This is a genomic window from Sphingorhabdus sp., assembly GCF_029865925.1.
Taxonomy (GTDB): domain Bacteria; phylum Pseudomonadota; class Alphaproteobacteria; order Sphingomonadales; family Sphingomonadaceae; genus Sphingorhabdus_B.
On record NZ_JARXAI010000078.1, the window covers coordinates 1 to 21,319 of the forward strand.

At 56.1% G+C, this 21,319-nt stretch carries 24 protein-coding genes and 1 pseudogene; 14 read left to right on the forward strand and 11 right to left on the reverse strand.

The window, feature by feature from the left end; all coding sequences use genetic code 11:
- Window positions 1-181 (forward strand): hypothetical protein (locus QE270_RS07785; RefSeq protein WP_300037642.1); only part of this gene is annotated, 181 nt, incomplete at its 5' end.
- A 57-nt stretch (window positions 182-238) separates the two neighbouring features.
- On the forward strand, window positions 239-1,198 hold the full coding sequence (locus QE270_RS07790; protein ID WP_300037645.1) for a fatty acid desaturase family protein: 960 nt from the start codon (window positions 239-241) through the stop codon (window positions 1,196-1,198).
- Between the two features lies 1 nt (window position 1,199).
- Here QE270_RS07790 and QE270_RS07795 read toward each other — a convergent pair whose 3' ends face one another.
- Complete coding sequence (locus QE270_RS07795; RefSeq protein ID WP_300037648.1) at window positions 1,200-2,168, reverse strand: magnesium and cobalt transport protein CorA; 969 nt, start codon at window positions 2,166-2,168, stop codon at window positions 1,200-1,202.
- Window positions 2,165-3,706, reverse strand: coding sequence for a lysine--tRNA ligase (locus QE270_RS07800; protein ID WP_300037777.1), 1,542 nt, complete (start codon window positions 3,704-3,706; stop codon window positions 2,165-2,167). Before QE270_RS07800 ends, QE270_RS07795 begins: the two co-directional genes overlap by 4 nt.
- Before the next feature lie 62 nt (window positions 3,707-3,768).
- Between QE270_RS07800 and QE270_RS07805 the strand changes: the two genes are divergently transcribed.
- Genes QE270_RS07805 through QE270_RS07815 form a run of 3 tightly spaced genes read left to right on the forward strand, consistent with a single transcriptional unit; the run spans window position 3,769 to window position 7,564 of the window.
- Window positions 3,769-6,504, forward strand: a complete 2,736-nt coding sequence (locus tag QE270_RS07805; protein WP_300037651.1) for an ATP-dependent DNA helicase — start codon at window positions 3,769-3,771, stop codon at window positions 6,502-6,504.
- Complete coding sequence (locus QE270_RS07810) at window positions 6,501-7,046, forward strand: histidine phosphatase family protein (protein WP_300037654.1); 546 nt, start codon at window positions 6,501-6,503, stop codon at window positions 7,044-7,046. Before QE270_RS07805 ends, QE270_RS07810 begins: the two co-directional genes overlap by 4 nt.
- Entirely contained in the window at window positions 7,043-7,564 is a 522-nt protein-coding gene (locus tag QE270_RS07815; RefSeq protein ID WP_300037657.1) for a GNAT family N-acetyltransferase, read from the forward strand. Before QE270_RS07810 ends, QE270_RS07815 begins: the two co-directional genes overlap by 4 nt.
- Here the strand turns inward: QE270_RS07815 and QE270_RS07820 are convergent, their stop codons facing one another.
- From QE270_RS07820 to rpmF, 5 genes are all read right to left on the reverse strand, one after another.
- A complete protein-coding gene (locus QE270_RS07820; RefSeq protein ID WP_300037660.1) occupies window positions 7,565-7,930 on the reverse strand; it encodes a MerR family transcriptional regulator in 366 nt (121 codons plus the stop codon).
- A 6-nt stretch (window positions 7,931-7,936) separates the two neighbouring features.
- Entirely contained in the window at window positions 7,937-8,227 is a 291-nt protein-coding gene (locus QE270_RS07825; protein ID WP_300037663.1) for an integration host factor subunit alpha, read from the reverse strand.
- A gap of 89 nt (window positions 8,228-8,316) precedes the next feature.
- Complete coding sequence (locus QE270_RS07830) at window positions 8,317-9,285, reverse strand: beta-ketoacyl-ACP synthase III (protein WP_300037666.1); 969 nt, start codon at window positions 9,283-9,285, stop codon at window positions 8,317-8,319.
- The gene (gene plsX, locus QE270_RS07835) at window positions 9,282-10,301 is read right to left on the reverse strand and encodes a phosphate acyltransferase PlsX (RefSeq protein ID WP_300037669.1); all 1,020 of its coding nucleotides are present in this window, start codon (window positions 10,299-10,301) and stop codon (window positions 9,282-9,284) included. Before plsX ends, QE270_RS07830 begins: the two co-directional genes overlap by 4 nt.
- 28 nt (window positions 10,302-10,329) lie before the next feature.
- Entirely contained in the window at window positions 10,330-10,506 is a 177-nt protein-coding gene (gene rpmF / locus QE270_RS07840; RefSeq protein WP_125229645.1) for a 50S ribosomal protein L32, read from the reverse strand.
- 198 nt (window positions 10,507-10,704) lie between these two features.
- On the opposite strand from rpmF, the gene QE270_RS07845 reads away from it, so the two are divergent.
- Window positions 10,705-11,100, forward strand: coding sequence for an MAPEG family protein (locus QE270_RS07845; protein ID WP_300037672.1), 396 nt, complete (start codon window positions 10,705-10,707; stop codon window positions 11,098-11,100).
- Window position 11,101: 1 nt separating this feature from the next.
- Here QE270_RS07845 and QE270_RS07850 read toward each other — a convergent pair whose 3' ends face one another.
- Together QE270_RS07850 and QE270_RS07855 are read right to left on the reverse strand one after the other, a co-directional pair.
- Window positions 11,102-11,788: an MBL fold metallo-hydrolase gene (locus QE270_RS07850; protein WP_300037675.1), complete on the reverse strand. Its 687-nt coding sequence runs from the start codon at window positions 11,786-11,788 to the stop codon at window positions 11,102-11,104.
- 40 nt (window positions 11,789-11,828) lie between these two features.
- A pseudogene (locus QE270_RS07855) lies at window positions 11,829-12,393 on the reverse strand (S24 family peptidase).
- Window positions 12,394-12,582: 189 nt separating this feature from the next.
- Here QE270_RS07855 and QE270_RS07860 point away from each other — a divergent pair.
- The 7 genes from QE270_RS07860 (at window position 12,583) to QE270_RS07890 (ending at window position 17,028) form a co-directional block, all read left to right on the forward strand.
- The gene (locus QE270_RS07860) at window positions 12,583-12,780 is read left to right on the forward strand and encodes a hypothetical protein (RefSeq protein ID WP_300037678.1); all 198 of its coding nucleotides are present in this window, start codon (window positions 12,583-12,585) and stop codon (window positions 12,778-12,780) included.
- On the forward strand, window positions 12,777-13,082 hold the full coding sequence (locus QE270_RS07865; RefSeq protein WP_300037681.1) for a hypothetical protein: 306 nt from the start codon (window positions 12,777-12,779) through the stop codon (window positions 13,080-13,082). The genes QE270_RS07860 and QE270_RS07865 overlap by 4 nt, the downstream gene beginning before the upstream one ends.
- 93 nt (window positions 13,083-13,175) lie before the next feature.
- Window positions 13,176-14,348, forward strand: coding sequence for a mechanosensitive ion channel family protein (locus QE270_RS07870; RefSeq protein WP_300037684.1), 1,173 nt, complete (start codon window positions 13,176-13,178; stop codon window positions 14,346-14,348).
- A 116-nt stretch (window positions 14,349-14,464) separates the two neighbouring features.
- Entirely contained in the window at window positions 14,465-14,923 is a 459-nt protein-coding gene (locus QE270_RS07875; RefSeq protein WP_300037687.1) for a MaoC family dehydratase, read from the forward strand.
- A gap of 24 nt (window positions 14,924-14,947) precedes the next feature.
- On the forward strand, window positions 14,948-16,126 hold the full coding sequence (locus QE270_RS07880) for an acetyl-CoA C-acyltransferase (protein ID WP_300037690.1): 1,179 nt from the start codon (window positions 14,948-14,950) through the stop codon (window positions 16,124-16,126).
- A 21-nt stretch (window positions 16,127-16,147) separates the two neighbouring features.
- Window positions 16,148-16,441, forward strand: coding sequence for a putative quinol monooxygenase (locus tag QE270_RS07885; RefSeq protein WP_300037694.1), 294 nt, complete (start codon window positions 16,148-16,150; stop codon window positions 16,439-16,441).
- An 83-nt stretch (window positions 16,442-16,524) separates the two neighbouring features.
- Window positions 16,525-17,028: a pyridoxamine 5'-phosphate oxidase family protein gene (locus tag QE270_RS07890; protein ID WP_300037697.1), complete on the forward strand. Its 504-nt coding sequence runs from the start codon at window positions 16,525-16,527 to the stop codon at window positions 17,026-17,028.
- A gap of 4 nt (window positions 17,029-17,032) precedes the next feature.
- On the opposite strand, the gene dgcA is transcribed toward QE270_RS07890, so the two are convergent.
- Together dgcA and phaZ are read right to left on the reverse strand one after the other, a co-directional pair.
- Complete coding sequence (gene dgcA, locus QE270_RS07895) at window positions 17,033-18,016, reverse strand: N-acetyl-D-Glu racemase DgcA (protein WP_300037699.1); 984 nt, start codon at window positions 18,014-18,016, stop codon at window positions 17,033-17,035.
- 76 nt (window positions 18,017-18,092) lie between these two features.
- Window positions 18,093-19,325, reverse strand: a complete 1,233-nt coding sequence (gene phaZ / locus QE270_RS07900; RefSeq protein ID WP_300037703.1) for a polyhydroxyalkanoate depolymerase — start codon at window positions 19,323-19,325, stop codon at window positions 18,093-18,095.
- Window positions 19,326-19,568: 243 nt separating this feature from the next.
- Here phaZ and QE270_RS07905 point away from each other — a divergent pair, with 243 nt between their 5' ends.
- A complete protein-coding gene (locus tag QE270_RS07905; protein WP_300037780.1) occupies window positions 19,569-21,278 on the forward strand; it encodes an ABC transporter transmembrane domain-containing protein in 1,710 nt (569 codons plus the stop codon).
- Window positions 21,279-21,319 lie beyond the last annotated feature (41 nt).

Sequence of the window (21,319 nt, forward strand, 5' to 3'; positions counted from 1 at the left end):
GGCCTTTGCCGGCGGCGATGATATCTTGGTAACAGACTCGCGCGCGCTAAAAGCCAAGCTGCCTTCGGTGGAGGTTACGGAGCTTTCGGGCATGATGCACGACTGGCCGATCTTTAGCTTCAGCGAGTCGCGCAAGGCCCAAGCGCAGATGGCCAACTTCGTTGCACAGGCAGTGGCATAGCGCGTTTGCGGACCCCCGCATGGCGCGCTATATTGCCCTTATGAAAAGTGCCGCATCATGCCGGCTGTGAAGGCAGCCAACCCGCGCGAAGTTTTCGCCGCAGAGGATTGGCGCGCGATTACCACGCTGTCGCGTTGGCGTGGGATATGGCTTGTGCTGCATGGCTGGATGGTTGTTGGGCTTGCCACCTTTGGCGGCGCGGCGGCATGGGCCTATGATTGGCGCGCTGGTCTTTTGGTGACGCCCTTTGTGCTGGCCATCCTCGGCGGCCGGCAATTGGGGCTTTCGATCCTGATGCATGATGGCGCGCATGGTCTGCTGCACCCCGACCGCAAGACCAACAACTGGCTCGGCCAATGGCCAACAGGCGCGGCAACGGGGAGCGATTTGCATGCCTATCGCGCTTATCATCTGACGCACCACAAATTCACCCAGCAGGCCGAGGACCCCGACCTCGCTTTATCCGCGCCGTTCCCGACCAGCCACGACAGCCTGCGTCGCAAGTTCATCCGTGATCTGACGGGGCAGACTTTTTACAAGCAACGCCGCGCGCAATTCGCGGTGGCCTTGCGCGGTGCGCAATTTATGCTGACCTCCGAAAGCGGCGACGGCGCAAAGACGACCGCGCGCACAGTGGGGCGGTTTCTGATCGTGCAGGCAATCTTGCTGGCGATATCTTTGGTCGTCTGGGGTTGGGTACCATTTTTGCTTTGGCTCACCGCACTCGCGACGACTTTTCAATTGTTCCTGCGTATCCGCAACATCGCGGAGCATGCCTGTACGCCAACGGGTAGTGGGGATCCGTTCACCCACGCACGGACTACGCAAGCCGGAGTCATTGCCCGCATGACGGTCGCGCCTTATTGGGTCAATTATCACAGCGAACATCATCTGTTCATGGGCGTGCCCTGCTATAATTTAGCAGCGACGCACCGCTTGCTCGGCACTGGCGGCTTTTATCCTCGGATGACAGTGTCACCCAATTACCGCGATGTCCTCGCGCAGGTTGTCCGCTAGATTACAGCCAGCCTGATCGTTTGAATTTCACATATAATGTTAGGCAAATACTCGCCATGACACCGACAATCAGAAAATAGCCATATTCCCAATTCAGTTCAGGCATATGTGCGAAGTTCATACCATAAATACCCGCAATCGCGGTCGGCACGGCAAGGATCGCGGCCCATGCGGCGAGCTGACGGGTAATTACCCCCTGCCGTTGTTGCTCCAACAGCCCGCTTGTTTCGATGACGGAGGTCAGCGTATCACGCAGCCCCTCAATGCGGTAAACCAAGCGCCGAATATGGTCGAGCAGGTCGCGCATATAAGGATAAATGTTCGCGTCCACCTGCGGCAGTTCAAGGTTGATAAAGCGGCTGGCCAAATCTTCGGTTGGTCCCAATATCCGTTGCAAACGGAACAGCTCGCGGCGCAGCATGAAAATGCGACTGGTTTCGGCGGAGCGCAGGAAATTGTCGATCGCGCGCTCTTCCATGACAAGCACCTTTTCCTCCATCACATCGACCAAGTCACCATAGCCATCAACGATGAAGTCCAAAATGGCGTGGAGGACATAATCCGCACCCTGCCGCAACAACCACGGTGTCGCCTCAAGCTGATCCCGAACGGGACTGTGCGACCGCTCTGACCCATGGCGCACGGTAATGATGAACTGCCGTCCCATAAAAATGGCAGTGTTGCCGTAGATAATCTTGTCACCCGCCAATTGCGGTGTGCGGATGACCAGAAAAAGATGATCCCCATATACGTCAACTTTCGGCAAATGCTTCGGATCAAGCGCGTCTTCGACCGCCAAAGGGTGAAGACCGAAATGGTCCTGCACCCGCTTAAGCGCGATATCATCGGGTTCGTGCAACCCGATCCAGATAAAATCATTGGGCCGCGTGATGTGCGGTATCGGCTTGCTTAGGTGGATTTCCTGCGCGGCCTTACCATCGTGATAGAGGCGCGCCGCAATGGTTGTCATGCAAGCGCCTCTGCAATTAAAGTGCGGCTGTTGGCCAAGCCATAAAGCGCGATGAAGCTGCCCATGCGCGGGCCAGCGCTTGAGCCCAAAAGCGTTTCGTACAAGGCCTTGAACCAATCGCGCAGATTTTCAAATCCGCCCTCTTTGCCGATTTCATAGACGATGTTTTGAATGTCTTCCGCCGTTGCCTCGGCAGGCAATGCGGCAAGCCGCGCATCAAGCGCCTGCAAGGCTGCAATCTCAACGCCCGCGGGCTTGCGCTTTTGCAAGGTCGGCGCAACGAAGTCCCGGTTATAGGCCAAAGCGATTGGAATAAGTTCCGCAAGTTCAGGCGCGTTTTCCGGCGAGACATTGTGGGCATAATTGCCAAGATAGGCCCAAACCTGTTCTTCGGTCGCGCCTGCACCCATCACGCCAACAAGGTTCAGCAACAGGCCGAACGTGACCGGTGGCTGCCCGCTTGGCACTTTACCATTGTGGACATGGTGCACGGGGTTGCCCAAGCGCTTTTCAACCGGCTGTTCATGCCATTGCGCGCGGAACTGGAAATATTCGTCCACGGCCTTGGGAACTACGCCCAAGTGCAGTTGCTTTGCGCTTTTGGGTTCGCGAAAGGCGTAAAAGGCAACGCTGTTTTCGGTGCCATATTTCAGCCAGTCTTCAAGCGCGAGGCCATTGCCCTTGGACTTGGAAATCTTCTCGCCCTTTTCGTCGAGGAACATTTCGTAAATCAAGCTTTCGGGCGGCCGGCCGCCAAGAACACGCGCAATCTTACCCGACTGCACGCCGCTGTCGGTTAGGTCCTTGCCGTACATTTCATAATCGACGCCCAATGCGACCCAGCGCATCGCCCAATCGACCTTCCACTGCAGCTTTGACTTGCCGCCCAAGACCGACTGCGTCACCATGTCGCCATCGTCGTCAAAGCGGACAAGCCCAGCTTCGGCATCCACGACTTCGACGGGCACCTGAAGCACAATGCCGGTCTTTTCGCTGATGGGTAAAATAGGCGAATAGGTGGCGGCGCGTTCTTTGCGCAAGGTCGGCAGCATGATGTCCAATATGCCCTGATAATTGCGCAGCACATTTTTCAACGCATCATCAAACGCCCCGCTTTCATATTGCGACGAGGACGAGATGAACTCATATTCAAAACCGAACTGGTCGAGAAAGTCTCGCAGCATTGCGTTGTTATGCGCAGCGAAGCTCTCAAACTTTTCAAACGGGTCGGGGATACGCGACAAGGGCTTGCCCAAATGTTCGGTGAGCATCGCATGGTTCGGCACATTGTCCGGAACCTTGCGCAGGCCGTCCATATCGTCCGAAAACTCGATCAACCGTGTTGGTGCATCGGACAATGCCTGAAATGCGTTGCGCACCATCGTCGTACGCAGCACTTCATTGAAAGTTCCGATGTGCGGCAGGCCGGATGGACCATAGCCACATTCGAAAATAATCGCCTGACCCTGCGCCTTGCCATTGGGATAGCGTTTCAACAAACGCCGCGCCTCTTCATAAGGCCAGGCTTTTGATGCCATTGCTATATCGCGAAGGTCAGTCACGTGTTGCTCTTTCGTTCCAAATACGCCTATCAGGGCTAATGGAAACCCCCCTAGCCTTTCCTGCGCTCCATGCAAGCCATGCCGGTATTTGGATGGGCACCAGTGACGGGCCTGTAAAAACAATTGGCAAGGGCGAGGCAGCCGGTCGTGCGGCAGAAACGCCAATGATCATGCTGAATGCGCCCTTGGTTGCGCAGCGGCTTGGCTATGCTGATTTGTCGGGCCTCGACGTTTTGGAGTTATACGCTTTTATATATCCCGCGCGGTTTGCTGTGCCCACACCCAAAGGTTTGGCGAAGGCCTTGGGCCTGACTGCACCGGCAACCGATCAGGAAGTTCCGCCGTTCCTGCTTGTGGCGACGCAGGCATTGCTATCGGTGCTGGGCGATGCGGCATGGGCCGAACGCGAAGGCGCTTGGGATTCAGCACAAGCACTCATGCGGCTGCGCTGGCCGTGGGCAAATCTGGTATTGGCGCAGCTTAAAAAGCCCGAGCGTCCCGAACGATGGCTGTTCAGCCGCTTGCCCGAATGGGAAGAAGCCCCGCCCCGCACGCCGCCCCGCGTGGTAACGCTTGCGGCTGACGCGGTGCAGGAAAGGCTCGCGTCGCTCGTCGGCGGTTCTGCCGAGACGCGCCAAGGGCAAAGGGATTTCGCGCAAGCAGCAGCGCAAATTTTCGCGCCGCGTACGCGCAAGGGCGAACCCAATATGCTGCTGGCTGAGGCTGGCACAGGCATTGGCAAGACGCTTGGCTATCTGGCGCCCGCAAGCCTTTGGGCGACCGCCGCCGACGAAACGGTGTGGATTTCCACCTTTACCAAAGCGCTCCAGCGGCAGTTGGTGCGCGAGGCGAAGCGCCTTTACCCCGACCATGAGACATTCAAATCCAAGGTTGTGGTGCGCAAGGGGCGCGAAAATTATCTGTGCCTGCTGAACCTGGAGGATGCTTTGCAAGGCGGCTTTGCCGGACATGCGGCAATCCTTGCGCATCTGGTGGCGCGCTGGGCGGCTTATTCGCATGATGGCGATATGATCGGCGGCGATTTGCCCGGTTGGCTGCCGACCTTATTCCGGCGCAATGGCTCGACCGCTTTGACCGACCGGCGGGGCGAATGCATTTATGCCGGATGCCCACATTATAAAAAATGCTTCATTGAACGCGCCACGCGTTCGTCGGTTCAGGCCGAGATTATCATTGCCAACCATGCGCTGATGATGGTCAACGCCGCGCGTGGCCGTGACGAACAAAACCGGCCAAGCCGCATCATCTTTGATGAAGGCCATCATTTGTTTGATGCCGCAGATTCCATGTTCGCCGCCGCGCTGACAGGGCAAGAGACCATTGAGCTGCGCCGCTGGGTCATTGGCCCCGAAGGCAAAGCACGGGGGCGGCGGCGCGGGCTTTCGGCGCGCTTGGCCGATGTGGCATCTTATGATGAAGAAGGCGGCCTTGCCATTGAGATGGCGCGCGTCGCTGCCGAAGCCTTGCCCGGCGAAGGCTGGCTTGCCCGCTTGGGCGAAGGCACACCGTCTGGCCCTGTGGAACGCTTGCTTGCCGCAATCCGCGCGATGGTATTTGCCCGCGACGAAACCAACGCCACCGAAAGCGGCTATGGGCTGGAAACGGAACTTGCTGATCCCGACGCTGGCGTTGTCGACGCGGCGGCAGATGCTGCCATCGCGCTGGAGGCTCTGGCAAGGCCGCTGACGGTGCTTGGGCAGCGGTTGGAGGACATGATAGCCGATCCGCCCGATTGGCTCGATGGCAGCGCGCGCGCGCGCGTTGAGGGGGCAACGGCAAGTCTTAGCTGGCGCATTGACACATTGCGTGCATGGATATCCATGTTGGCCCGCGCCGTTGGCCCGGTTGACCCCGAATATGTCGACTGGCTTGGCATTGAACGGTTTGAAGGACGCGAAATCGACATCGGCATGCACCGCCGCTGGCTTGACCCCATGAAACCCGTGGCCGAAATCGTCCTTAAGCCAAGCCATGGCGTGCTCGCAACATCGGCCACCTTGCGCAGTGGCGGCGACTGGAAAAATGCGGAAGCGCGGACGGGCGCTGCACATCTTGAAAAGCCAGCCACGCATTTCTCCGCCATCAGCCCGTTTGATTACACCGCGCAGGCGGAGGTGCTGATCGTCACCGATGTCAAAAAGGGCGACCCTGCCGCGTTGGCCGGTGCCTATGCCGCGTTGATCACTGCGTCAGGCGGCGGTGTGCTTGGCCTGTTTACAGCCATAAGGCGGTTGCGTTCAACCTATGCCCGTATCGCTGACCGCTTGGCGCGTGATGGCCTGCCTCTCTATGCGCAGCATGTCGACCCCATCGACACGGGAACCTTAGTCGATATCTTCCGGGACGATCCACATGCCAGCTTGCTTGGAACCGACGCATTGCGCGACGGGGTGGATGTTCCGGGACATTCGCTGCGGCTGGTGATCATGGAACAAATTCCCTGGCCGCGTCCGGATATCTTGCACCGTGCACGACGCCTGAAAAATGGCGGTATTGATTTTGATGACCGGATCATTCGCGCAAAAATGGCGCAGGCCTTTGGTCGCCTTATCCGCAGCGCAGGTGACAAGGGGTATTTCGTGCTTTTGTCATCGGCAGTGCCTAGCAGGCTTTTGTCTGCTTTCCCGCCCGGCACGCCCATTCGCCGCGTCACCTTGGAAGAAGCCGCCCGTTCCGTAAAATCTGGACTTTCGTCTGACACAAATTTGCGGCAGGAGGTGGGGAACCAGTTGGAAGAGAGCAACCCGATTTGACATTGACCCTCACCTTGTTTCGCCACGCAAAGTCGAGTTGGGATGACGCCGTACCGCGCGATTTCGACCGCCCGCTAAACAAACGCGGCGAAAAGGCGGCCTTGACGATGGGCATTTGGGTAAAACGCAATGGCCTGACCTTCGATCATGTGGTTGCAAGCCCCGCCGTACGGGTGATTGAAACGATTGACGAGTTCGTTAAGGGAGCGAGCGCGCAGGTGGATCCAAACTGGGACCGCCGGATTTATCTAGCGTCCTCCGCGACATTAATGGATGTGCTGCGCGATCAGGCCGACGAACATAAAAACCTGCTGATGGTCGGGCACAATCCCGGGCTCGAAGACTTGGTATTCGGCCTGTGCCCTGACGATGGCACATCACCCTTGCGCGATCTGGTGTGGGAGAAATATCCCACCGCAGCTATCGCGCGGATGGAGCTGAACATCGCGCACTGGGCGGACGTCGATCGCCGGTGCGGGCATCTCACACATTTTATCCGTCCACGCGATCTTGACCCCGACCTTGGACCCGAAGACGAATGACGCCGGTTATTTGGCGCGATGCAGATGTTGGTGATGCAGAAGCGCTCGCTTATCTTGGCGCGGCAACTTTCATGGCAACCTTCGCCTTTGACCATCCCGGCCAACCGATGATGCAACATTTGCGGCAAGAACATAGCGCCGAATATTACGCACAGGCGCTCTGCGATCCGGCTACCGATATATTGATGGGCGAAACCCCGCTGGGCGCGCCGGTTGGTTACGCCATGATCACGCCAGCTGCACATCGTGAGTTGCAGCAAGATTGCGACATCGAACTGAAACGAATCTATTTGCTGGGTCCATGGCAGGGCAGCGGGAACGGCAAAGGACTGTTAGAACTCGTTTTCGCGGTGGCCGAGAAACGCAGGGCGAAACGTCTACTGCTGTCCGTCTACGAAAAAAATGTCCGCGCCATCGGCTTTTATGAACGGGCCGGCTTTGCGGCTATTGGCGAAACCGTGTTCATGGTTGGGCAAGTGCCTTTCCGCGACTTGGTCTACGCCCGAAATATGGATTAATCAGGCTGCGGCCAAAGCTGCCGCGAGACGATCGCGCACAGCGCGGAGCGCTGCTACGTCAAAAACCGGCGCTGAGGTAAAGGGCGCAGGCGCGTCTAAAGCTGCGGGCGCTACAATATGGGCTTCACCCACTGTCAAAAAGCGCCGTGCGCCTTTGACCGTGTAGCCTTCGCTATACAACAAGCGATGAATGTTATGCAGCAAAGCGACATCTTCAGGGCGATACAGGCGCCGACCGCCAGCGCGCGTGAGCGGCTTCAGCATCGGAAACTGCTCTTCCCAATACCGCAATATATGCGCGCGAACGCCCAAGGCCTCTGCCATTTCACCAATTGTTCGAAAGGCGTCGGCCGATTTTTCGCGCATAGACTGTTATTTTACCTTTTGTCGCATGCCTTGGCTGGCCCGAAATGTAAGCACTCTGCGCGGCGTGATTGGCACTTCAACACCGGTTTTCGGGTTGCGCCCAATGCGCTGCCCCTTGTCCCGAAGAACAAAGGTTCCGAAACCAGAAATTTTAACATTGTCACCGCCTAGCAATGCAGAGGTCATATGATCAAGTATGGACTCAATCATCGCGGCGGAATCTGCACGCGACAAACCTATCTGACGGTTAAGCATCTCGGCCAAATCGGCGCGAGTTAAAGTACCTGTATCAACCATATTCGTCTCCGGACCTGCGACTTCTGATGGATCTGGCGTCGGCTTACAATAAAATTCAGAGTTGTAAAACCACCATATGGTAAAACTTGCTACATTCGGACGATTGACGCCCCCCATGTAAACCCGCCACCCATGGCTTCGATAACGATTATGTCACCCTGTTTGATCCGTCCGTCGCGCACGGCGACATCCAGAGCGAGAGGAACAGACGCCGCAGATGTGTTTGCATGCTGGTCGACAGTCATAACCACTTTGCTTGGATCAAGCGCAAGTTTCTTGGCTGTTGCCTCTATGATCCGGGCATTTGCCTGATGGGGCACGACCCAGTCTATATCTTCCGCGGTGAGGTCGGTGGATGCCAGAACCTCATGAAGAACACTGGTAAGATTGGTTACGGCGTGACGAAAAACTTCCCGTCCCTTCATCCGCAATTTGCCGACAGTGCCCGTGGTGGACGGGCCGCCATCAACATATAATAATTCATTATGTTGGCCATCGGCATGCAATTTCGTCGCCAGCGCGCCGCGAATGCCAACTTCGCCCGATAAGACAACGGCGCCAGCACCATCACCGAACAGCACACAGGTCGTGCGGTCTTCCCAATCAAGGATACGGCTGAAAGTTTCCGCGCCGATGACCAATGCATTGGTTGCGGATCCCGCGCGGATCATGCTTTCGGCGACTGAAAAGGCATACAGAAAGCCAGAGCAAACCGCCGCCACATCAAAGGCAACGCCGCCATTGCAGCCAAGCGCGTGCTGCACCAGTGTCGCAGATGCAGGAAAGGTCTGATCGGGCGTTGCGGTCGCAAGGATGATGAGATCGATGTCGCTTGCCTGCATGCCGGCGGCATCAAGCGCATTGCGCGCAGCTTGCGTAGCGAGCGTGGATGTCGTTTCATCGGGCTCTGCAATATGTCGGAACTTTATGCCCGTGCGCTCGGTGATCCATTCGTCAGTAGTATCAACTTTCGCCGCAAGATCGGCGTTAGACACGCGGTTGCGTGGAAGCGCCGACCCAGTGCCCTTTATAACGGCGCGAAGAGCGACTTCAGTCACCCCGCCTGCACCCGCGCCAGATCTTGCGTGATACGTGCCGTGATATCCTCTTCAACGAGCCGGGCCGCGACCTCGACTGCATGCGCCACACCTTTGATATTCGCGCTGCCATGGCTTTTTACGACGACACCATTCAAACCCATGAAAACCGCGCCATTATGGTTGTTGGGGTCAAGATGATGCCGCAGCAACTCTGTCGCTGGTCGCGACACAAGGAACCCAAATTTGGACCTGATGGAGCTGGTGAATGCCCGACGCAAAAGGTCCGTTACAAAGCGCGCGGTGCCCTCAATAGATTTCAACGCGATATTGCCGGTGAAGCCATCGCACACGACAACATCACATTCACCGCGGTTGATCTTGTCAGCCTCAACAAAACCTTGGAAATCCATATGCAACCCAGTGGCATCACGCAGGTGCTGGGCCGCATCACGAAGTGATTCTGTACCCTTCATTTCCTCGGTCCCGATATTCAACAACCGGACACGCGGACGATCAAATCCAAAAATAATACGGGAATATGCGGCGCCCATGATAGCGAACTGCACAAGATTTTTGGCTTCGCACTCGGTGTTCGCGCCCAGATCGAGCATCACCACATCGGTATCTTCCAGTGTCGGCAGCAAAGCGGAAAGCGCTGGCCGGTCGATACCGGGCATGGTGCGCAGGGCAAGCTTGGCGGTTGCCATTAACGCCCCGGTATTGCCGCCGCTGACAGCCGCGCTGGCATCGCCAGATTTCACCGCGTTAATTGCCATGCCCATTGAGCTGGTCTTTGCCTTGCGTAAGGCAGCGCTGACCTTGTCATCAGGGGTGACGACAATATCGCTGTGCAGGATTTCGGAAGCCGCGCGCAGATTGGGATGCTTGTCGAGCGCGGACTTAATCTGCGTCTCATCGCCCACCAGCAGGAACTCAAAGCTTTCGTGCCGGTGACGTGCCAAGGCCGCGCCTGCGATCATCACAGGAACACCTTCATCGCCGCCCATCGCGTCAATGGCGATACGCGGTTTCATTGACACCAGCTATTCTCCTGTAAAAGGATTAGGCGACTGCCACCACTTCGCGGCCATTATAATGACCACAAGCATCGCACAAATGGTGCGGACGCTTCAGTTCACCACAATTGGCGCATTCTTGATACGCAGCAACTTTGAGCGAATCATGGCTGCGGCGCATGCCGCGCTTCGAAGGAGATGTTTTTCTTTTGGGGACAGCCATTTCGGCACCTGTTCCATTTCAAAGTCAATAAGTTCTATGCCATGCTAGGCGAAAGAGATGGTCGTGGCAAGCAATCGCCAGAATCAGCCTCATTCATCCGCACATGTCTGTGTGAGCGGCGCGCTATACTTGTTTTTCGGTGCTTTGCAAGCCGAGAGATAGCAGTTAAGCACGCCAGCACAAACAGGGAGAGAATATATGTTGAGTTTACCCGTAACCCTCACAATCGCCGCAGGAGCGGCGTTAGTGAATATCTGGCTGATGATCCGTTGCGGCCAGGCACGCACAAAAGAGAGCGTCTCGATTGGCGATGGCGGCAATGAATTTGTCATCCGCCGGATGCGGGCGCACGCAAATTTCGTCGAGAGCGCACCTTTCGTCTTAGTTCTGATTGCCGCGCTTGAGGCGACCAGCGGAACGAATAACTGGCTGTGGGGCCTTGGCATCGCTTACATCATCGGTCGTCTCGCCCATGGCTTGGGCATGGATGGCGGATCGCTTGGCAAGGGCCGGATGGTCGGCACGCTGACAACGATGGTCAGTTTGCTTGGTCTAGCCGGCTGGGCCCTGTGGAGCGTCTACACCGCGCTTTAAATCAACGGGCAGCCAGCACATCGTCTGCCACAAAGGCGTTGTGCTGGCGCTCATAACCAAACTGGCTAGTGGGGCCATGACCGGGGATGAAAGTCACGTCATCGCCCAACGGCCATAATTTCGTCGTGATGGCATTAATCAGATCGGCGTGATTGCCGCGCGGAAAATCTGTGCGGCCAATCGACCCTTGGAACAAGACATCGCCCACAATCGCAAGGCGACTGGGTCCGTGATGGAAAATAATATGTCCGGGCGTGTGACCGGGGCAATGAATAACGTCGAGCGTCAGATTGCCGACAGTCACGGTGTCGCCGTCAACCAACCAGCGGTCGGGCTCAAAACTATGCGCTTCCATGCCATAGCGCGCGCCGTCATCGTCCAACTTCTCAATCCAGAAACGGTCGTCCTCATGCGGGCCTTCGATTTTCAAGCCCAATTCCTGGGCGAGCATTCCGGCTTGCCCGCAATGGTCGAGATGGCCGTGCGTCACCAATAATTTTTCCAGTTGAACGCCCGTCTGCGCGACGGCTGCTTTCAACTTGTCGAGATCACCGCCGGGGTCGACCAACGCGCCCTTATTGGTTTCGGTACACCAAAAAAGCGTGCAGTTTTGCTGCAGCGGCGTGACGGGGATGATTGCGGCCTTAAGCGGCGGCGTTTTGGCGGGCGTGGATGTGACATGCGACATGCCCGCTTATGTGGCGGACAAGTGCAACAGAGGCAAGCCTTCAGAGCCGCCGCCCCGCCCATACAACCCTGCCAATGATGGTGACGGCAGCGCCATCGACATCTGGCCACCCCGGATAGGCTGGATTATCAGACAGCACTGACAGCCGCCGTTCAGGGGCTGGTAAGCCGTTTGACCATCAACACATCGTCCAGCCGGATAACGTGGATGCCATCGCGCATCGCCCCTGCAACACGGTTGTCGACCATGATATCATCGCCGTGATTCAGCGTTGGCGACATCGAACCGCCATCCACTTGAATAAGCGAGAGCTTGGATGGGTCTAGCCCCTGCTTGCGCAGCCATTTTTCATCAAAACCAATCTCGCCGGCAAGCGTTTCATGATCAGGAATGGCCCCCGGACCGGCCGACGCGCCAACAGCAAGTTTTGGGATGAGGCGAATGCCGGTTTTGGTCGCATTGGCCGTCGGTCCGCCCAGTATATTTTCTGCGACGCCGAAATAGCGCGACAATATGCCACGCTCCACCTCAGGCAATTTTTTTGGGGAGCCGCGTTTTATAAATTGCTGAATATATGTTGGATTTCGTCCGACAAGCTTGGACAGGCCCGCGAAATCATCGCCATTCTACGCAATCAGGCGCTCCAAAACTGTTCTGGGTTCTTCCTCCATGGTCATCCCTCTGGTTTAATTGGAAATTTCCTAGACATGTAGGATTTATCCTATCAACTTTGTTCTATCTTTGTTCTTACTGATTCGGGCAAGCCCATCCGAGTCAATAACGCAGGAGGCAGCATGCATATCACACGCCAGATTGAACGGTTTTTAAAGGATCAGGAGTTGCCACCCACAAAATTCGGGCGCTTGGCGGCAGGTGACCCGCGGCTTGTGCTGGACATCAGGATGGGGCGTGAAATTCGGCCAGAAATGGAATCGAGATTGCGGCAGTTCATGTCCAATTATGGCAACCAAACCGATCGGCACCCAACATGATTGGGCGCGCAGGTTCAGGTGCCTTACTGCGCGCATTGCGGACGCTCGTTCCCGCTGCCGACATCAGCGTCATTCATGAACGCCCGTGGCACAGCCTTACCTTCTCAGGGGCGCAAATATGCCTGTCGATGCAGATTGCCCATCCAACAACGCAGGATTTTGCAAGTAAGCTCTCGGCCATATTGTCAGAACATGAATTTCATGTGCCCGGTCACATCGTCGCCGACATAGCCGTAACACACGCAGTCGTTGCCGATGGGGCGCACTGCTTGATAAACGATGCACTGCTGCTGGATGACTAAAGCATGTTGATAGTCATGCGGTGCAAACACCCATAACACCCGCTACGCACCGCAGAACTTGTGCACTGTCGTCATCGACCGTAAACAAGGGGCATGACTGCACAACACGCATCCGCCCTACCGCGCATTGAAACCGAATCCATTGGCCCGCGCCTCCAAGCTTATTGGGAGGCGCTGACGCATTGGGTGCACAGCAACTCTGTCGAACTTGGCATTGCCATCACTGCGGCCGTCATCGTCTTTCTTACGCTCAGCTGGCTGAAACGGATCGCGTCGAAAATCGCGCGGGAAAGCGAGCACCGGGCGCATTTGAAATCCATCATCGCGCGGACCCTTGCGCGTACCAGCAAATTTTTCCGTGTCATGGTGTCGATTGAGTTGGTGAACCAGATCGCCAGCGCGCCAGCCGCGCTAACCCATTTTATCGATATATTGTTTACCATCGCCATCGTCGTGCAAGTCGCGATCTGGCTGCGTGAAATCATCTTAGGGTTGATCGAGCGGCGCGCTGGCGAAGGCTTGCATGAAAATGACACGCTACAAAGCGCGATGGTCTTGATCCGCTTGCTTGTCAGCTTTGTCTTGTTTGCTGTCGCGGCCATCGTGGTGCTCGACAATTTGGGAGTCAATGTCACTGGCCTCGTTGCCGGGCTTGGCGTTGGCGGCATTGCCATTGGTCTTGCGGCTCAGGGCATATTCTCCGACCTGTTCGCCGCAATCTCGATCATTTTCGACAAGCCATTCCGGCGCGGTGATACCGTGTCGTATGACAACACAACTGCGCGTGTTGAAGTCATCGGCATGAAAAGCACAAGGCTGCGTGCGCTCACGGGTGAAGAGAAGATTATCTCGAACAGCAAATTGCTGGAAAAGGAAATTACCAATAACACGCTGACTTTATACCGGCGCGTGACGTTTGTTCTGACGCTTGTATATCAAACGCCCCCTGCCCTGGCGCGACGCGTGCCAGAGATTTTGCGCGCGGCAGTTGAAGCAAACGGCGCGCAATTCATCCGCGCAGGGTTCAACAATTTTGCCGCAAGTTCGCTCGATTTCCATCTGGTGTTCGATATTGAGAGCGATGATGTCGAACAGATGTTTCAGGCCCGCCATGATGTCGGCATCGCGATCATCGAGAGCTTTGCCCGCGAGGGGATATCCTTTGCCTATCCCACCCAGACGACGTTTACAGCGGCGCCCGGCGGCGAGATGGTGATGCCATATGCCGCGCCATCAGGGCCGACAACAGCGGCTTCCAAAAGCTGATTCGCAGCTTATGGGATGAAGGGCCGCCAGAATGCCGTAACGGCAAACAGGCAGGGCTTGTATTGCGCGTTTGAAACCGCCACGATGTTATCAAATAAAGATGCAGGAGAGACTATATGACCGCAATTACACCCGCCGAATTCGCGACGAAAGTTGGCGAGAATATTGGCGTATCCGAGTGGATTTTGGTTGATCAGGACATGATCAACAAGTTCGCTGATGCCACCGGCGATCATCAGTTCATTCACATCAACGAAGAAATGGCCAAGCAAACACCATTTGGCGGCACGATCGCCCACGGTTTTCTGACCTTGTCGCTTTTCCCCGTGATGAGCGCCAAGTCCGATTGCCCCAAGGTTGCAGGCGTGAAAATGGGCGTCAATTATGGCGGCAACAAAACACGTTTTCTCGCCCCTGTCCGTTCGGGCAAACGCGTGCGCGGCCATTTCAAGCTGCTTGAGCTTGTTGAAAAGCGCCCTGGCCAATGGCAACAAACGCTTGAATTCACCGTTGAGATTGAGGGCGAGGAAAAGCCAGCACTTCAGGCTGAATGGATCAGCCAGTTTTTCGTATAATTTTTACTTCAAGGAACTACTCCCATGCGTGACGCAGTAATCGTATCCACCGCCCGTACCGCCATCGGCAAAGCCTATCGCGGCGGGTTTAACGCAACGCTCGGGCCAACGCTCGGCAGCTATTCGCTAAAGGCTGCTGTTGAGCGCGCCGGCATCGAAGGCGGCGAAATCGACGACGTGCTGTGGGGCTCCGCGCTTCAGCAGGGCACGCAAGGCGGTAACCTTGCACGCCAAGTTGCGCTGCGCGCTGGTTTGCCCGTTTCTGTATCTGGCATGACGATGGACCGCCAATGTTCGTCGGGTCTGATGTCGATTGCTACGGCTGCAAAGCACATCATCGTCGACAATGTCGATGTCATGGCCGCTGGCGGACAAGAATCGATTTCGTTGGTGCAAACCAAGGAAATGCGCGTTCAGCCTGACCGCGAATTGGTAGAAATGCACAATTCGATTTACATGCCGATGCTGCAGACTGCCGAAGTCGTAGCGAAGCGTTACAATATCGGCCGCGACGCCATGGACGAATATGCCCTGCAATCGCAGCAACGCACTGCCGCGGCGCAAGCTGCTGGCTATTTTGATGCGGAAATCGTTCCTGTAACCACGATGATGAACGTCGTGAACAAGGAAACGGGCGAAGTCAGCCAGAAGGAAGTGACGATCGCAAAGGACGAAGGCAATCGTGCGGATACCCAACTTTCGGGTCTGCAATCGCTTCAGCCTGTGCTTGGCCCGGACATGACCATCACTGCCGGCAACGCAAGCCAGCTGTCCGACGGTTCGTCTGCATCCATCTTGATGGAAGCCAAGCTGGCCGAGAAAAAGGGGCTGACCCCACTTGGCCGTTATGTCGGCATGGCAGTTGCAGGCACTGAGCCCGATGAAATGGGCATTGGTCCCGTGTTCGCCATTCCCAAATTGCTGCAGCGTTTTGGCCTGAAGATGGACGATATCGGCATCTGGGAACTGAACGAAGCGTTCGCGGTGCAAGTCCTTTACTGCCGCGACAAATTGGGCATTCCAAACGAGCTTTTGAACGTCAACGGCGGATCGATTTCGGTTGGACATCCTTATGGCATGACTGGCGCACGTTGCACCGGTCACGCTTTGATCGAAGGCAAGCGCCGCGGTGCGAAATATGGTGTTGTCACCATGTGCGTTGGCGGTGGCATGGGTGCAGCCGGCCTGTTCGAAATCTTTTAATTATATTTAAGGAGCAGCCGCATGGCAGCTATTGGCGTTATCGCGACCCTTACCATCGCAGAAGGCAAGAACGAAGATTTCGAGGCTGTTTTTGCCGAACTCGCTGCGGCCGTTCGGGCCAATGCACCGGGGAATGTATTTTATACGCTCACCCGGTCACGGTCCAACTCGCAGGTTTACAAAGTGCTTGAGCAATATGTCGATCAAGACGCGCTCACTGCGCATGGTGCCAGCGACTATTCCAAAGCAGCAGGACCAAAGCTTGGTCCCTGCCTCGCGGGCGCACCCGACATTGAGTATCTCGACGCGGTTTAACGCCATTGGGGCATTAAGTCGGCTTCAGACTGGAACACCAATCGGTATCGCTTGTTACCCTCACTTCCATAAGGAGTGACACAATGGCGAACGATACCGAAATCAAAGCAAAATTCTGGAAGTCCCTAAAGTCGGACAGGACGATGTTCTTGGGGCTGGCCGAGGGCGAAGATGGCCATGCACGTCCAATGACCGCGCAATTGGATGACGATAGTTTCCAAGACGGCCAATATGAAGGCCCAATCTGGTTTTTCACGTCCCGCTCAAGTGAGCTATATCAACACATTGGTTCCGGCGGCCGCGCCATGGCGCATTTCGCGTCAAAGGGGCATGATATCTGGGCCACCGTAAACGGCAAGCTCTCCCAATCAAACGACCAGGCAACCATTGACCGTTTGTGGAACCGCTTCGTTGCCGCTTGGTATGAAGGCGGAAAAGACGACCCCGACGTTGCGCTGATTCGGCTTGATCCCGAAAACGCCGAAATCTGGATAGATGCGTCGAGCATAGTCGCTGGCATCAAAATGCTGATGGGTATTGATCCGAAACAGGAGTCTAAAGACAAGGTCGCAAAGGTTATCTTGTAAGATCTTAGGCCGGAGACAGGCATCCGTTTGCAAAAACAAAGCCGGCCGGCCTATCGTTTAGGAGCAAGGCTGGCCCGTCAAGGTCAACCCAAGACGCCGTCTGCGCCACCAAAAACGCCGGCTGGATGGCAAGGCTGGTCGACAGCATACATCCGACCATGACCTGCATCTTTGCGTTCTCAGCAGCCTTACGGAGCGCGAGGGCCTCGGTCAGACCGCCTGCCTTATCCAGCTTAATATTCACGCCCTGATATAGGCCGCGCAGTCGCGCAACATCCGGCGCGATATGGCAGCTTTCATCGGCGAAAATGGGCAGCGGCGATGATATATCTGCAAGCGCGGCATCGCGTCCTGCGGGCAATGGCTGCTCGATCATTGCAACGCCAAGATTTTTGAGCCCCTCAGCTTCAGCAGCGATATCTATTCCGCCCCAGCTTTCATTCGCATCGACGATGATTTGCGCGTTTGGAGCCCCTGCCCGAACCGCAGCCACACGGTCGCGGTCGGCTTCTCCGTTCAATTTGAGCTTGAGCAAGCCATAGCCTTTGTCCGCCGCGCTGCGGGCATCGGCATGCATCGCCTCAGGCGCACCCAGAGATATGGTGAAGGCGGTTTGCAAAGGTAGCGGAGGTGTTGCCATGCCAACCAATGCCCAAAGCGCGACACCGGCTTGCTTGGCCTCCAAATCCCAAAGCGCACAATCCAACGCATTGCGGGCCGCGCCGGGTGGCAGGCGCGATTGCAACTGCGCGCGCGCAATTGAGACGGGGTGGCCCGCAAGTTCGTCACTGAAGCGCTCGACCTGCCCCAAGCATTTTTCGGCTGTTTCGCCTTGGTAGTAAATCGCGGTGCCTTCGCCATAACCGATGTGCGTGCCATCACTGACGGTGACGATTAACAGGTCGACACATTGCTTCGCCCCGCGCGCGATGGTGAAATGGCCATCCACCGGCCAGCGTTCGATAGTGGCTGTAATATACAAGGTCATCGCCGAAAACCCGCAGAAATCGGTACTGCGCAAAACGCTATTAAGCAGGTGCAAATTGCGCAGGACATTTCGCCGCTCAATTGTGGCTGGATATCCAGTCTTCGACGACTGGCGCAATTGTTTCGCGCCATTTGCTGCCGTTGAAAATGCCATAATGGCCAACTTCAGGCGCCATATGATATTTCTTAAACGCCGCAGGCAAGCCAGTTGCGATGTTCAACGCTGCCTTAGTCTGCCCCAGGCCGCTGATATCATCACGCTCACCCTCAATCGCGAGCAAACCAATATCGCTAATGGCGGCTGGATCAACTAGCTGACCGCGATAGTTGAATTCGCCCTTGGGCAACAAATGGCGTTGGAACACGGTATCAACGGTTTGCAGATAGAATTCCGCCGTCATGTCGCACACTGCGCGATATTCGTTGTAAAATTCCTTTTGCCGATCCGCACTTTCGCCGTCGCCTTTGACAAGGTCGGAGAACATGGACCAATGGCTCATCATGTGGTTGCCTAAGTTCATCGACATGAATCCCGAAAGCTGCAGAAACCCCGGGTACACACGGCGGCCTGAACCCTTGTAATATGACGGGACAGTCGCAATCACATTTTGCACGAACCATGCATGTGGCCGCTGCGTTGCGTGGTTGTTCACCGCGGTCGGCGCTTCGCGCGTATCGATTGGACCACCCATCATGGTCAATGTGCGCGGACGCAGCGGGTGCTGCTTTGCGGCCATAAAGGCTGCGGCTGCGTAGGCAGGAACAGATGGCTGGCAGACCGCAAGCATGTGCGCACCGCGACCGCCTGCATCGGGGCCGAGAAATTCGAGCCACTCAATGAGATAGTCAATGTAGGTTTCAAGGTCGAAGCCACCACCCGTCAACGGTACTTCGCGGGCGTCTTTCCAGTCGGTAATGTAGACATCATGCGTGATCATCATCCGTTCGACTGTGCCGCGCAAAAGCGTTGCAAAATGCCCGGACATCGGTGCGCAGATGAGCAGCCGTGGCTTTTCGCTGCTGCCTTCGTAGACGAAACGCTTCAACTGGCCGAATGGCTTGCGGGCTGCATTTTCTTCTTGAACCACCAAGGTCTTGCCGTCGATTATAACTTCATTCAATCCGAACGCTGGCTTTCCGCGCGGTAGAACGGAGTGCGCAAAAACCTCAAGCGCAGAAGCGGCCACAGGTGCCATGCCGCCGTAATTGAAAGGCGAAGGAAGCGTATTAAGCCATTCTGCCTGTTTTTGCGCAACCCAGCCTGCGCCGGCAAGCCAGCCACGTTGAAGGTCGTATCCAGTATACAGCATATTGAGGCCTTTAAATATTCGAGCCGGCGAAATGAATTCGCGATTGCTAGCTGCTTTACGCATTTATTGTGCATTGCACCATAAGAAAAGCATTTACCCGATCCATGGCGGATTGTTACTGCATCTGCGCACTGCTAGGCGAGGCCAATGACAATCGAAACTACCGACGCGCCAACCCTCAACGCATCCGAAACAGCGGAAACCATTGCGGCAAAGCCAAAACCCAATTTCGGCAGTTTGCGGATGATCGGGCATTTCACGATTAAATATCCGCGCCAGATTAGCTATGCCCTTTTGGCTCTTGTTGCGGCTGCGTCCTCAACGCTTGCGATTCCCTATGGCTTGCGCCTCATTATCGATGAAGGCTTTGTCAAAAATGGCGGGGATCCAGCACCCTATTTCTATTTATTGCTAGGAATCGTCGTCATTATCGGCGTTTCAACGGCATTTCGGTTTTATTTCGTAAGTTGGTTAGGCGAACGCGTGGTGGGCGATATCCGCGTGGCCGTGCAGCAAAATTTGTTACGACTGGCCCCGCGTTTTTTCGAAGAAAACCGACCTGGCGAAATCGCTAGCCGGATGACGGCAGACACGGCGATTATCGAACAAATTGTAGGTACCACGGTGTCGGTGGCACTTCGGAATATTTTTATCGGTATAGGCGGCGTGACGTTACTGTTCGGACTTGCGCCAAGCCTTACGATATGGCTGCTCGCGGGTATTCCGGTCGTCGTGCTGCCGATAGTATTTCTGGGACGACGGTTGGAAAAGGCGTCGCGTAATAGTCAGGATAATGTCGCGAGTGTTGGTACGATCATTTCAGAAGCGCTTGCGGCGATCAAAATTGTTCAAGCCTTTGGGCAAGAAAACCGCGAAGGCGTAAGATTTTCTGACGCCGTTGAACGCACATTTGTGGCTGCCAAAAAGCGCATTCGGTTGAGGGCATTTCTAACCGCTTTGGTAATGGCTTTGATATTTGGCGGCATCACCTTGCTCGTTTGGGAAGGTACCGACCAAGTGAAAGAAGGCGTCATATCGTCGGGCACGTTGTTCGCGGTTGTCTTATATGGCGCGCTTGTCGCGGGTTCATTTGGGGCGTTGACCGAAGTATATGGTGACTTGGTCCGTGCTTCGGGCGCGGCATCGCGGTTGGCCGAATTGCTGAATGAAGTTCCCGAGATTGCCCCCCCTGCTAACCCAGTTGTTATGCCGCCCGCGCGCGGGCAATTGGAATTCCAACATGTTCGCTTCCGCTATCCTACACGGCCCGAGGTCGCGGCACTTGACGATTTCAGCCTGAAAGTATCGCCCGGCGAAACCGTTGCTGTGGTGGGGCCGTCAGGTGCAGGCAAATCAACTCTATTCCAACTGGCGGAACGTTTTTACGACCCCGAAATCGGCACCGTGCGCATTGACGGTGTGGTACTGACCAGTGCAGACCCCGCAGAATTCCGCCAGCGGATATCGTTGGTTCCGCAGGATACTGTGCTGTTTGCAGCCTCAGCGCGCGACAATCTGCGCTACGGCCAATGGGATGCGAGCGACGACGCGATTTGGGCAGCGGCTGAAAAGGCCAATGCGGCAGGTTTCCTGCGTGAGCTTCCCGAAGGTCTGGAGACATATTTGGGCGAAGGCGGCGCGCGGCTCTCGGGTGGTCAGCGGCAGCGGCTTGCGATTGCCCGCGCATTGCTGAGAGACTCTCCTATTTTGTTGCTTGATGAGGCGACAAGCGCACTGGACGCAGAAAGCGAAAAACTGGTTCAGGATGCTCTCGAGCGCTTGATGGTCGGTCGCACCACAATTGTCATTGCGCACAGGCTCGCGACCGTTCGCTCCGCTGACCGGATTATCGTCATGGATCAGGGGAGGATTGTCGAAGAAGGCGACCATGCAACGCTAAGCGCGGCAGGCGGCTTGTACGCCCGCCTCGCTAGTCTTCAATTTGACGCTTAAAAGGGCGACTGCAAGCGCTCACGCATTGCATGACCAGGGTC